We start from the raw sequence: 13,275 nt of genomic DNA, 5'->3' as shown, positions 1-13,275 counted from the left end.
GTCGTTATCCATCGGCCTTGAGCGAGAGCACGGCCGTTCCAATCGTCAGCGGGGACGCACTTTAACGAACGTTAGGTAGTCTGTCACGTGGGGAGTCCGCACGGGGCAGCGGCCGGTTTTTTTCAACGATGGCAAGGGGGCACGGGCTCAGAAAGGGGCGAAAAAGCGACCGTATCGGAGCGTAAACGTGACGAGCCGCCCGGGGGGGCGGCTCGTGATTCACGGCATAGATTTCTAAAGGGTGGGAGGATATCACGATCACCCAGCCCAGGTGGCGACCACCGGCGTGCCGGGGAGCTCGGCGTTGTCGGTGGAACCATCGCCGAGCTGACCGAAGTCGTTTCGGCCCCAGCAGTAGACGGTGTGGTCTTCGGTCAGCGCGCAGCTGTGATCGAGGGCGGGGGCGACCTGCGTGACGTTTTCCAGACCTTCGACTTCCGCGAACTCATGGGGCTCGGCGCCGTTGCCGGGGCCAAAGCAGAAGACCTTACCCTCGGCGCTGATGCCGCAGGTGAGCTCGCTGCCCGAGGCCAGGCTGCTCAGGGCGACCGGGGGCTCAAGGAGGAGAGGCGTAGCCGACGTGGCGATGTCGTCTTCCGGTTGTCCGAGCTGGCCGAAGGCGTTGTCGCCCCAGCAGCGCAGCTCATCATTGCTGAGCAGGACGCAGGTGTGGGTGGCCCCGGCGACGAGCTCCAGGACGGTGATCTCGCTGCTAAAGTAGGGATGCGCCAGCGGTTGCGCGCCGCCGGCGGCACCGTCGACGCCGAGCTGCAGGGCGTCGTTATCACCGAAACAACGCACCTCCCCGTCTCGGGTCAGCACGCAGGTGTGGTAGTCGCCGGCGGCGATATGCGTGACGCCGCCTACGCCCTCGACGCGTGCAGGCATCAGCGTAGGGTCATCCTGGGAGCCGGTCTGCCCGTGGGTGTTGTCGCCCCAGCAGTGCAGCGTCTCATCTTCGCCGACCACCGCGCAGGCGTGGGCGAGTTTCGCCGGGAGGCGGGTGGCGCCTTCGGCGATGACGTCAACGGGCAGCGCGCTGTCTTCCAGGGTGCCATCGCCCAGGCCGTGGTCCAGTGATTTGCCCAGGCATTGAACCGAGCCGTCGTGGAGTCGCGCACAGAGCGATTCGTAGCTGGCGAGGACCTCGGCCACGTTTTCAAGCCCCTCGATCTTCCAGGGGAGAGGGGCCTCGGCGTCGCGTTCGGGAGCCAGTCCCAGCGCGCGCGGGTCGCCCCAGCACCAGACGGTGGCGTCGCTGAGCAGCGCGCAGCTGTAAGTCGACGAGGTTGAGAGCGCGACAGGCTTCGGGGCATCCGGGTTGGGCTCACCGACCTCTGGCGAGTCGTCGGCGTCGCTGCCTGCGTCCGCGTCGGAGTAGGGAGGTACGCAGGTCTCCAGGACACAGGACTCGCCCAGATAACAGTCGTCATCGGACTGGCAGGCCAGGCTGGGGGGCTGGCAGGCCGCCAGCGCAAGGGGAAGCGCGGCGAGCGCCAGCGCAATGGCTGGAGCGTTGAATGCGGGAGCGTGGCGAGGGGCCATGGCGTATCCGAGGGGGGAAGTTCAACGAGAAGTGGTCGGGGAGGGGACGCCCTCAGGATAAGGGGCAACGTGGCGAGGAGGCCAGCGCCCATCCTCGCCCGAGCTCTGCTGCGCTCACTCCCCGCGCAACGCCGCGCCCCGCGCCTCACTGCGTTCCCAGAAACGCAGGTAGGCCTCCGCCGAGCGGAAGATGGGCTCGATGGCCTCGTCCGGGGTGCCGTCGCGGCGCACGTCTTCAATCAGCTCGGCCACAAGGCCCAGGTGCGCCATGCCCTCGGTGTTGAAGTCGACGGTGCGCTCGCCAAGGCGCGGCTCGGTGAAGGTGATGGCGCCGTCAAAGGAGGTGAAGGGGTAGGTGATGGGGTTTTCTTGAGGGGTGGCGCACACCGAGTTGTCGCCAAAGCGGGGGCCGGGCGCGCCGGCGAAACCGTTGAGGTCAAAGCCAAACCCCTCGGCCGGGTAGCCGCCGGCGCTCTCGATGAGCTCCAGGCGGCGGTTGAGCCCCTCGATGCGACCTCCCGGGTTCTCCGCATCGCCGCAGCGAGCAAAGCTGAATTTCGAGGTCCCGCCCAGCTCGTAGAGCGCGCCGCGGAAGTTGTTTCCGTGGGTGCCGGCCGCCGGGTAGTCATGCTCCTGCAGGAGCTCAAACGCGCGCTGGTAGCCGCGACGCGGCAGGTGGTCGATCTCGACGATGAAGCCGCGCTTCATCAGCTCCACCATCAAAAACTCTCCGAGCTCGGTGAGCCCGGCGTTCTGGCAGTAGTCGCCGTGCAAGGAGCCCCCCATCAGGTACTCGGCCTGGCCCACGAGCACGGTGATGGGGTCGTCGGCAAAGCCGCTCATATCGACCGGGGGCTCGGCAAAATAGTCTTCACGTGGATCGTTGAGGTTGGCAAAGGCCACGTCGCCCTTGTCGAAGACGGTGGGGATGTCGGGGCAGTCGTCGGTGAAGTTTGAGAAGTGGCCGGTCATCGCAAAGTTGGCCAGCTCGATGATCTCGCGGTGGCCGTCGCCGGCCGAAAACGCGTTGTCGAATTTGTGGACCGGGAAGATCGCCCGCACGCCCAGATCCCAATAACGCTGCAGGTTATCGAGCACCTGCTGCTCATTGCATCGTTCGCCACCGCCCGGCGGCACCAGGAAGCAGTCGAAGAGGTTGGAGACCTCGATGCCTAAGACCACCGCGAGTTTGCCCTCTTCGATGACCGCGCGAGCCTCCTCGGGGGATTCGACGACGCGGAACCAGCCCTTGCCCGGCCCGCCGTTCTGCGCGTCGATGTAGCGCTCGAGCTTGCGGGTCTCCTCGATGGTGCGGTCCACCGCCACCATATCGTTGCAGGAGTAGCGCACCGGCTGCACCTCGCTGCCCGCGACGAGATCGCAGATCACCTGGTTGCTCGTGGCGTGGTTCACTACAAGGCGCATCCCGGCGTAGTAGGCGCGTTTGAGCCACATGTAGTACTGATTCTGGTGGGTGGACAAGAAGTGGGCGCTGGGCCACTCGCTGAAGGTCGGCCAGCCGTCGGTGCGGTGGTAGTCCTCCGGGGTCTCGCCACTGACAAAGGCCCCGATCATATCGAGCTCGCTGACGGTGTCGGACTTATCAAAGCCGTAGCCAAAAAGATCCTGGCGGCCCATCTCCCCGTGAAATTCGGTGCAATCCCCCAGCGCGTGCGGCACGCCGAAGGGGTGAAAGGGCGCCCCGTGAAAGATGCTTCCGCCGCCAAATCCCCAGTTGGAAAAAAGGTGGCTGTGGGTGTCGGCAAAGCCGTAGACCGAGCCGTCCTCAAAGGTCGTTTTTGTGATCTCCCCCTCGGCGTCGAGCGTCAGCTCCGGGTATTCGGCGCAACCCTCGGCCGGGTAGAGCGTGACCACCGCGGCGTTGGCCACGTCGGCGTCGAGGCCCTCAGACGTGAGGTAGCCCCCGGTTTTCAGGTGCTTGAGCCGAAAGCGCGTCGCGTCTTCCTCGGAAACCTCCAGCGCCCACTGCACCCCGGGCAGGTAGGTGTCATCGAGGGTGGTCCTGTCGGAGCTGATCGTCTCGCGGCGCAAAAACGCGCCATCCTCGACCACCAGGTAGCGCTCCTCCTCATCGTAGAAGAGGTAGGTCCCCAGGTCGGTGGCCCGCATCGTCAGCCGCAGCGCGTCGTCTTCGACGCCGTCCAGCGCAAACCCCTCACCCCCGTCTGTGGCAACCAGAAAGGCCGCTCGCCCCGTGCCGGCGGCCGCCACATCGAGGGTCACGCAGGCGTTGGCGAAGCTGTAAATCCCCTCGTTTTCGGGCGCCGCCTCGCGCTCGATGGGCGTATCGTCTGACGAGACGTCGGCGTCTTCGCTGCAGGCAGCGACGAGGGTCAGCGAGAGGAGCGCGGCGAGTGGGGCGGAGATGTGGGGGCGCATCAGGAGGGCTCGGTGTTTCGGGGGGGCGAAAGTTGTGTGTGCGCGGAGCGTAGTGATCTGTAACGGGAATGTCCATGTGCCGACCGTCCCAGGACGACGCTGGGGGTGTGTTGTATGCGCTCGGGTTGGGGGGCGTGCGGGTTGTGGTTAGGTGGTTGGGTGGTTGGGTGGTTGTGGGGCGCCGGGGTTCGCGATGCTGGTCGATTCGAGTGCACCCCTGGTGGTTCACGTGTTTCGAGCCCGAGCGCGAGTACCCGGTCGAGATCGAGATCGAGTTCGAGCTCGCGTTCGAGATCGAGCACCCGCACCAACACCCACACCCGCCCAACCCCCATTTTTCCCACCTCCGCACTCGATTCTCTCCCAAAATCCCATCATAGTCGGCACCTTCATTACCCGAACGCCCATACGGAGGGACCATGACACACCACGAAGTCATCATCGCAGGTGGGGGCCCCACCGGCCTGATGTTGGCCGGGGAGCTGGCGCTGGCCGGCGTCGATGTGCTCGTCGTTGAGCGCCGCAAAACGCAGGAGCTTGAGGGGATGCGCGCTGGTGGGTTGCACTCACGCACCCTGGAGTTGTTGGAGCAGCGCGGCATCGCCGAGCGCTTTCTCGCCGCGGGGCAGGTGATGCAGGTGCAAGGTTTTGCGTTGATTCCGCTCGATATCAGCGACTTTCCCACGCGCTTTAACCACGGGCTGGCGATCTGGCAGAACCAGATCGAGGCCATCCTGGCCGCGTGGGTCGGGGAGCTGGGCGTCTCGATCCTGCGCGGTGTGGAGGTGGTGGGATTTCGCCAGGATGAGGCGGGCGTTGAGGTGGAGCTCTCGGACGCGCGCACGCTCCAGGGCGGCTACCTCGTCGGATGTGATGGCGGGCGCAGCCTGATCCGCAAAGTCGCCGGCATCGCGTTCCCCGGCTTCGACGCCTCCACGAGCTGGATGATCGCCGAGGCGGAGTTCAGGGAGGTGCCCGAGCTGGGATTTCGCCGCGACGCCAGCGGAACGCATGCCATCGGCCGCCGCGAGGAGGGGGAGCCCTATCGCGTCGTGCTGACCGAGCCGGGAACAGAGGCCACGGGAGAGCCTTCGCTGGAAGACCTCCGCACGGCGCTCGTCGCGATCTACGGAGGTGATTTCGGGCTGCAGAGCGCCCGCTGGATCTCGCGCTTTACCGATATGACCCGTCAGGCCGCGAGCTACCGCGCGTCGCGCGTGCTGCTGGCCGGCGACGCCGCCCACGTGCACCCGCCCCAGGGAGGGCAGGGCCTGAACACCGGCGTGCAGGACGCCATCAACCTGGGCTGGAAGCTGGCGCAGGTCGTCCAGGGGATATCGCCCGAGAGCCTCCTCGACACTTATCACGCGGAGCGGCATCCGGTTGCCGCGCGGGTGCTGCACAACACCCGCGCGCAGGTCTCGCTCAACCGCCCCGGAGAGCGCCATCAGGCGCTGCGCGACATCATGGCTGAGCTGCTGGGTGTGGATGAGGCGCGCCGGCGCATCGCCGCGATGATGTCCGGCCTGGATATTCACTATGACCTCGGGGAGGGCCATCCCCTGCTGGGAAGGCGCATGCCCGACCTCGACATCGCCACCGCCCGGGGGACTCGCCGCGTCTCATCGTGGATGCACGACGGCCGGCCTCTGCTCCTGAACCTGGGCAGGCCCGGCGCTCTCGACCTCGCCACCGACGCCCACCGCGTTCGACAGGTCGACGGCAGCTACGATGGCGTATGGGAGCTTCCTGTCATCGGCGAGGTCGAGGCGCCCGAGGCGGTGCTGATTCGACCTGATGGGTATGTGGCCTGGGTCGGATCGCTGGAGGATGCGGAGCTGGGGGATGCGTTGACGCGGTGGTTTGGGGTGGGGGGTAGGGAGTGAGGGCGTTGAGGGGCGTGCGGGTTGTGGTTAGGTGGTTGTGTGGTTGGGTGGTTGTGGGGCGCCGGGGTTTGCGGGGTGGGTCGATTGGTGCGGGAGTTGGGGGGGGCGCGGGTTGTGGTTAGGTGGTTGTGTGGTTGTGTGGTTGTGGAGCGCCGGGGTTTGCGATGCTGGTCGATTCGAGCGCACCCCTGGCGGTTCACGCGTTTCGAGATCGAGCCGCTCCCGGAGTGAAACGTTTCCCTGAGAGGCCGGACGACTCCGCCTCTGGAGGCAAAAATTTGCCTCGAATGCCGGATGACTCCGCCTCTGGAGGCAAAAATTTGCCTCGGATGCCGGAGTCTTCTGCCGGTCGTGCGAAAAATTTGCGCCACGTGCCGGAACCTTCCGCCGAGCAGGTGAAAAATTTGCGCTGCATGGCGGAGCTTTCCGCCGAATGGGTGAAAAATTTGCGCCACAAGCCGGACTCTTCCGCCTGTCGGGCAAAAAATTACCCTCAGATGCCGGAACCTGCCGTCTCTCGAGCTAAAAATTTACCTCAGATGCCGGAACCTTCCGTCTCTCGAGCTAGAAATTTGCCTCGGATCGCGGAAGGCTCCGCCCTGTCGGCAAAAAATTACCCTCCCATGCGAGAGCGTTCCGCCTCACCCCCCCAGATCCACTCGCCGCAACAACTGCGCGTTCGCCGCCACAATGATCGTGCTCGCTGACATCAGCACCGCCCCCACCGCCGGCGACAGCAAAATCCCCCACGCGTAGGCCGCGCCGGCTGCCAGGGGCAGCGCCACGATATTATAGCCCGCCGCCCACCACAGGTTCTGCACCATCTTGCGCCGCGTCGCCTTCGACAAGGCCACAATCCGTGGAATGTCCCGCGGGTCGGAGCGCACCAGCACGATATGCCCCGCCTCCACCGCCACGTCGGTGCCGGCGCCAATGGCGATGCCCACGTCGGCGGTGGCCAGGGCCGGGGCGTCGTTGACGCCGTCGCCCACCATCGCGACCGTCTTGCCCTGGCGTTGCAGCGCTTTGACCTTGTCGGCCTTATCCTCGGGCAGCACCTCGGCAAAGACCCGGTCGATGCCCAGCTCGCGGGCCACCGCGTCGGCCACCGGCCGGGAGTCCCCGGTGAGCATGGCCACCTCGATGCCGCGCGCGTGCAGCGCTTTGACGGCCTCAAGGCTCGCGTCGCGGATCGCGTCGGCGACGGCAAACACCGCGACCGCCCGCTCACCCTCGATCAGATAGATGGCCGTCTGCGCCTTCTCCCCGGCCTCTGCGGCAGCCCTGCGCAGGGCGTCGGGCATCTCCAGGCCCTCGACCATCGCCGGGCCGCCCATGCGGTAGGTCTGGCCATCGACGCTGGCGACCACGCCTTTGCCGGTGATGTTCCGAAAGTCTTTAGCCTCGGGGAACTCGAGCTCCCGCTCCCGCGCGCTCGCCACAATTCCCCGCGCGATGGGGTGCTCCGACTCCGCCTCCACGCTGGCGGCGATGCGCAACGCCTCGTCGTCGGAGATCGCGTCATCGCAGTGCATGGAGACCACCCGAAACTCCCCGAGGGTGAGTGTGCCGGTCTTATCAAAAATCACCGCGTCGAGGTTGCGGGCTTCCTCAAGGCCCCGGCGGTCGCGCACCAGCAGCCCGGAGGAGGCACCTACCGATGTGGAGATTGCCACCACCAGCGGCACCGCAAGCCCCAGCGCATGCGGGCAGGCGATGACGAGCACGGTGACCACACGCACGACCGTAAAATTGATGGAGGCCCCCACCAGCAGCCACACCGCCAGGGTGATTAGCGCCGCGCCGATCGCCACGGCCGTAAGCCAGCGCGCGGCGCGGTCAGCGAGCACCTGGGAGCGGGATTTGGAGTCCTGCGCCTCGGAGACAAGGCGCATGATGCCCGAGAGGGTGGTGTCGTCGCCCGTCTTCGAGACCTTCACGCGCAGCGAGCCTTCGCCATTGATCGTGCCGGCGGTCACCTCATCGCCCTCGTGTTTGCTCACCGGCTCGGATTCGCCGGTGATCATCGCCTCGTTCACGTTGCTATTCCCCTCGGCGATCACACCGTCGACCGGCACCCGCTCGCCGGGGCGAATCAGCACGAGGTCGCCTGGCGAGAGCGCGTCGACGTGCACCTCCTCGCGCTCCCCATCGACGATGCGCGTGGCCTTATCCGGCAGGAGTTTTGCGAGCTCTTTGAGCGCGCCTTTCGCGCTGGCGATCGAGCGCATCTCGATCCAGTGGCCGAGCAGCATGATCGTCACCAGGGTGGCGAGCTCCCACCAGAGTGGCGATGCATCAAACCCGAGCTCCACCGCCACGCTGAAGACGAAGGCGACCGTGATCGCCAGCGAGATCAGGGTCATCATGCCCGGGAGTTTGTCGTTCAGCTCTCGCCAGGCGCTTTTTAAGAAAACCATGCCGCCGTAGAAAAAGATGATCGTCCCCAGCACGGGCTCGATCCACGCAGACCCGGGAAAGCTCGGCGCCCCATAGCCCAGCAGGTGCTGGATATGCTGCGACCAGAACACCACCGGCAGCGTGAGCAAGAGGCTCAGCCAGAACCTGTCGCGGAACATCGAGACGCTGTGGCCGGCGTGTTTGTCGTGGCCTTCGTGATCGTGGTGGTCGTGGTCGTGGGGCATGGGGGGCTCGCGATGTCGGGAGGTGGTTGGGCGTCGGGTGGGGCGCGTTTTGTGGTTGGGTGGTTGGGTGGTTGGGTGGTTGTGGGGCGTCGGGGTTTGCGGTGTGGGTCGATTCGTGAGTGCGTTGGGTGGGGCGCGTTTTGTGGTTGGGTGGTTGCTAAGCCGAGCGCCCCAGGACGACGCTGGCTGCGTCGATAGGGATTCGCGGTAGCGTTGCTACAGCTTCATCCCTATCTCCTTGCCAATCGTCGCCCTGGATGCACTCGGGTTTTGGGGTCCGCGTGGGGTGTGCGGGTCGGGTGTTGGTGCTTAGGGTTGGCCCCGATTCGATTCCTTTCCTCACTGACTACGGAGGTCACCATGAGCAGCTTTGGAAACCCGGACTACGGCATCACCGCAACCCTTAAGGGCGTGAGCTACGGCGACGCGATCGAGCGCACCGAAAAAGCGCTTAAGGACGAGGGCTTTGGGGTGCTGACGCGCATCGATATCAAAGACACGTTGCGTAAGAAGCTGGACGTCGATCACAAAAACTACGTGATTCTGGGGGCTTGCAACCCGCCGCTGGCCCACCAGGCGCTGCAGGCCGAGGCAGGTATCGGGCTACTGCTGCCCTGCAATGTGGTGGTGACCGAGGATGATGAGGGCAACGCCATCGTCTCGGCACTCGACCCGGTGAAGATGTTTTCGCTCATCGATCGCGACGATGTGCAGCCGATTGCCGAGGACGTAAAAGCGCGGATGGAGCGGGTGATCGCGGCGCTCGGCAAGGGCTGATAGTTGTGTAGATCAGCTCGGTGCGCATCTCAGTGAACCGTGAAAAGCGTGAGCCTCGCCGGCTCACGCTTTTTTTTGGCGATGAGCCAGGGGCTCAGGCTCCGCGGGCATCCTGACCTTCGAGAAGCTCATCCGCCTCGTTCGACTCGGCATCGTTCGACCTGCTTCGGATGACGATGACGATGGCGGCGATGATCACGAGGCCCATCACGACGATGGCAAACCAGTCGGTCCAGGTTCCGGTCCACATATGCCAGTTCGAGTTATTCATCATTTCGGTACTCCTTAAACGTCTTGTGGTGTGAATCTCCAGCTGCCGTCCTGCGCTTGAGCGTCATGTCTCCTGCGCGTCGCCCATCATCGGCATCATCGGGCATTGACCCTCCTGTTCCATCATCTGCGCGTGGCTCTGCATCATCTGGTAGAGCGCGTCGACCTGAGAGGCGTCGGCGGGGGTGAAGGTCAGGCGCATGCCGTTTTCGATGGGTTCTGTCGCCAGGGTGACGTCGGCCATCATCTCCATCATCTGCCGACGCATCTCCTGGTGCTCTTCGCTCATCTGCTCGTGGCGCATCTGGCCACCCTGGCCATGATGGCCGTGGCCCCGGGGCATCTGACCGTCTTCGCCATGCATCTTCGCGTGATGCTCGGGCATCTTCTCGACGCGTGCGCGCAGCTCTTCGACATCGCCGGTGGTGGTGAAGTCCATGGCCACGGCGTTGTCGAGCCGGACGATCTCGCGGGTGGTGCCCTCGACCTGCATCGGGCACATCTGCCCCATCTTCTGGCCCATCGCGTCGTTTTGTCCGGCCGTGGCGTCCTGGCTCTCAGACTCCTGACCTTCGGTCTGGGCCTGCTCGGTCGGCGCGCTCGTCTCGTCGCTGCTGGGTGTGCCAGAGGTGCTGCACGCGCTCAGGCCCAGGAGAAGAAGAATGGAGCATACACCGGAAAGAAAACGCTTTTTCATGACATGCCTCGTAGGAAATGAAGTTTTCGTTATGTCATTTAACTGCTGAATAAGACTGCTTTTTTGATGCCTAACTACGACGCCATATGCCCGCTCAATAGAGCGCAAAGCGCACACCGCCCAGAATGAAAAAACGGCTGGCGCCTTCGCCGGAAGCCTCGGCAAAATCCGCCGTGGCGCCGATGAGCCCCTGGTAGCGAAGGCCGATGTAGGGGGCGACCTCCCTTAAAAACTCGTAGCGCAGGCGCAGATCCACGAGGGCCTGGCTCAGCCCAATACCAATACCGCGCTCGGGGATGTCCTGCGCCGCAAAGTTCAGCTCGGCGCGGGGCTGGAGCACCAGGCGTTGGGTGATGCGCAGGTCGTACTCCGCCTCCAGATCGGCAAGAAGGTTGAGGTTTTCGGTCAGGTAGAGCGAGGCGTCGACTTCAAACATGCCCGGCGCCAGGCCCTGCAGGGCCAGGGCGCCGGACCAGATGTCCTCGTAAGCATTCTCGGCCCACGTGTTGGTGTATTGGGCGCCGATCTGGACGGTCCAGAATGGCGAGATCAGCCGGCCGTAGAGCACATCGATCTCCGATTCGCCCTCCAGACCCACCGGGCCCTGCCAGCTCGTTTCGCCCTCACCTTTGAGCCAGAGGCGGTTGTAATCGCCGCCGACGTAGCCCGAGATTTCGGTGCCGATCTGGTCCGGGGCGTCTCCGAGGTCGTAGCGGTATTCGAGCTGGTCAAAGAGCAGAAAGGCGCGGATCGCATCGTCGTGCATCGCGTCGGGGAAGTCCTCCGGCGGCGGCTGCTCGGCGCTCTCCAGCACCTCGTCGAGGGTCATGCCTTCGGGGAGCGCGGGTTCTTCGCCCTGGTAGCTCTCGACATCATCGGGATCCTCTTCGGCCTCTTCGGCCGGAGATTCTGGCGACTCTTCGGGCTCGGGGGCGTCGTCGCGCTCCTCCTCCATCTCGTGGTGCTCGTGGCCTTCCTGGCTCCAGGCCGGCGAGTCGGTGAGGAGCAGCAGAGAGAGGGCAAGTCCCAGCGCCCGGGCGTAGTGTTTAACGGTCGGCATAGATGGGCTCCCCTTTGAGGTCGCGCACCACGGCGACGGTGCGGAACATGCCGGCTTTCATGTGGTAGAGAAGATGGCAATGAAAGGCCCACTGCCCGGGCGCATCGACGCTGATGTCGACGGTTAAAAGCTCCGCCGGCTGCACGTTGACGGTGTGTTTGCGCGGGTTCTTTCCGTAGTCATGGCCAGCGTAAAGATCCATCCACATGCCGTGCAGGTGCATGGGGTGATTCATCATCGTGTCGTTGATGAAGTTGATGCGCAGTCGCTCCCCGTATTTAAAGCGTAACATCTCGGATTCAGACCACTTTTTGCCGTTAAATCCCCAGATGTAGTTATGCATATTGCCGGTGAGATGCAGGTTGATCTCCCGGGTCGGGGGCCGGCGGTCGGGGGGCGTCTCCAGGATGCGGAGCTGGCTGTACGTGAGCACGCGGCGCCCGTCGTCGCCCAGGCCCACACCGGGATCGTCGAGCTGGCGGTAGGCGTTCTCGGCCATGGTAATGCTGCCCGCCCCGTGGTCGTCGGGACCATGCGGCACGCTCATCGGCAGGTCGGTGACGGGGAGCGCGTGGCGATGCGCCACTGACGAGACGTTGTGTTCGTCGTGTGGCGGATAGCGAATCTTGTCCTTCGAGTCGCTGGCTTCATCTCCGCCGTGGGCGCTGTGATCTCCCCCGTGGTCCATGCCTTCCATTCCCTCCATGCTCTCCATATCGCCATGCATCATGCCCATGTCCGCCATGGTGAGGAGGGGGCGAGTGCGGCGTTCGGGAATCGGGGCGGACATGCCCTGTTGCGGAGCGAGGGTGCCGCGCGCGTAGCCGCTTCGGTCCATAGTCTCAGCAAAGATGGTGTAGGCGCGGGCGTCGGGCAGAGTCACGATGACGTCGTAGGTCTCCGCCACCGCGATGCGCAGTTCGTCGACCTCCACCGGCTCCACGTTCTGCCCGTCGGCCTGCACCACGGTCATGGCCAGGCCGGGGATGCGCACGTCGAAATAAGTCATGGCCGAGGCGTTGGTCAGACGCAGGCGCACCCGCTCGCCAGGCCCGGCGATGAAGGTGGGGTTTTCGCGAGCCGTGCGCCCGTTCAGCAGATAGCTGTACGTCGCGCCGGTGACATCCGCGATATCCGTAGAATCCATGCGCATCCGGTTCCACTGAAGCCGGCTGCCAATGGCCTCACCCAGCCCTTGATCCGTCGCGTCGGCCTGCTGCCGAAGGTTCGCGAGCGTGGGCCGCTGGAAGTTATAATACCCCTCAAAGCTCTTGAGTTTTTTGTAGACGGTGGTCGGGTCTTCAAAGGTCCAGTCCGAGAGCACCAGGGTGTGCTCCACGTCGTAGTCGACGGGATCTTCGTCCCGCGGCTCGACGATGAGCTGCCCGTAATGCCCCATCTGTTCCTGAAGCCCGCTGTGGCTGTGGTACCAGTAGGTGCCGTTCTGGCGCAGACGAAAGCGGTAGGTAAACGTTTCGCCCGGCGCGATGCCCGCAAAGCTGATGCCCGGCACACCGTCCATATCAAAGGGCAGGAGGATGCCGTGCCAGTGAATCGAGGTCGCCTCCCGCATGCGGTTATGCACGCGGATCACGGCTTCTTCGCCCTCCGTCATACGGATCGTCGGGCCGGGCACCGACCCATTGATCGTAATCGCTCGCCCCGGAAGTCCGTCGATGCGCAGGGTTTTTCGCTCGATGTACAGGTCGATGCCGCCGGGCGCGGTGGCGTCGAGCTCACCGAAGTCGCCGGCGGGCTCAAGGTCCCCTTCGCTCGCCAGGAGTTTTGGCGAGAGCGTGAGGCCGGCCAGCGCGGTGGCGCCGGTGAGCAGAAAGCGGCGGCGAGTCAGGCCTGAGCCGGGGTTGTGTGGTGCGTCGTCGTCCTTCATGGGGTGGGTCTCCTCATGTGTTTTGTGGCGACCTACGTCTTCGGGTGAGCGTTGGGAGCGCGGGGAGAGGCGCAGCGCGACCCCCTGCGATGCGTCTCGCTGTATTT

9 protein-coding genes are annotated in these 13,275 nt (G+C 64.8%); 2 read left to right on the top strand and 7 right to left on the bottom strand.

Translation table 11 applies throughout. From position 1 onward, the window contains the following. Positions 1–258: 258 nt before the first annotated feature. Positions 259–1,545 carry an RCC1 domain-containing protein gene (locus FRC98_RS09705; RefSeq protein ID WP_146981145.1) on the bottom strand — a complete coding sequence of 429 codons (1,287 nt, stop codon included), beginning with the start codon at positions 1,543–1,545 and terminating at the stop codon, positions 259–261. A 114-nt stretch (positions 1,546–1,659) separates the two neighbouring features. Then, positions 1,660–3,945, bottom strand: coding sequence for an amidohydrolase family protein (locus tag FRC98_RS09700; RefSeq protein WP_146981143.1), 2,286 nt, complete (start codon positions 3,943–3,945; stop codon positions 1,660–1,662). A gap of 419 nt (positions 3,946–4,364) precedes the next feature. Here FRC98_RS09700 and FRC98_RS09695 point away from each other — a divergent pair, with 419 nt between their 5' ends. Further along, complete coding sequence (locus FRC98_RS09695; protein WP_146981141.1) at positions 4,365–5,831, top strand: FAD-dependent monooxygenase; 1,467 nt, start codon at positions 4,365–4,367, stop codon at positions 5,829–5,831. Between the two features lie 641 nt (positions 5,832–6,472). Here the strand turns inward: FRC98_RS09695 and FRC98_RS09690 are convergent. Further along, complete coding sequence (locus tag FRC98_RS09690) at positions 6,473–8,476, bottom strand: heavy metal translocating P-type ATPase (RefSeq protein ID WP_230467468.1); 2,004 nt, start codon at positions 8,474–8,476, stop codon at positions 6,473–6,475. A 360-nt stretch (positions 8,477–8,836) separates the two neighbouring features. On the opposite strand from FRC98_RS09690, the gene FRC98_RS09685 reads away from it, so the two are divergent. After that, positions 8,837–9,253, top strand: a complete 417-nt coding sequence (locus FRC98_RS09685) for a DUF302 domain-containing protein (protein ID WP_146981139.1) — start codon at positions 8,837–8,839, stop codon at positions 9,251–9,253. 94 nt (positions 9,254–9,347) lie between these two features. On the opposite strand, the gene FRC98_RS09680 is transcribed toward FRC98_RS09685, so the two are convergent. The 4 genes from FRC98_RS09680 to FRC98_RS09665 form a co-directional block, all read right to left on the bottom strand. Further along, on the bottom strand, positions 9,348–9,527 hold the full coding sequence (locus tag FRC98_RS09680; RefSeq protein WP_146981138.1) for a hypothetical protein: 180 nt from the start codon (positions 9,525–9,527) through the stop codon (positions 9,348–9,350). Between the two features lie 60 nt (positions 9,528–9,587). Beyond that, positions 9,588–10,220, bottom strand: coding sequence for a hypothetical protein (locus tag FRC98_RS09675; RefSeq protein ID WP_146981136.1), 633 nt, complete (start codon positions 10,218–10,220; stop codon positions 9,588–9,590). A gap of 94 nt (positions 10,221–10,314) precedes the next feature. After that, positions 10,315–11,280, bottom strand: coding sequence for a copper resistance protein B (locus FRC98_RS09670; RefSeq protein ID WP_146981134.1), 966 nt, complete (start codon positions 11,278–11,280; stop codon positions 10,315–10,317). Further along, on the bottom strand, positions 11,267–13,168 hold the full coding sequence (locus FRC98_RS09665) for a copper resistance system multicopper oxidase (RefSeq protein WP_146981133.1): 1,902 nt from the start codon (positions 13,166–13,168) through the stop codon (positions 11,267–11,269). The genes FRC98_RS09670 and FRC98_RS09665 overlap by 14 nt, the downstream gene beginning before the upstream one ends. Positions 13,169–13,275: the final 107 nt, after the last annotated feature.

This window comes from Lujinxingia vulgaris (assembly GCF_007997015.1).
Classification (GTDB): domain Bacteria; phylum Myxococcota_A; class Bradymonadia; order Bradymonadales; family Bradymonadaceae; genus Lujinxingia; species Lujinxingia vulgaris.
Note: the sequence above shows the minus strand (reverse complement) of the source record. Positions and strands in the feature narration are given on the sequence as shown.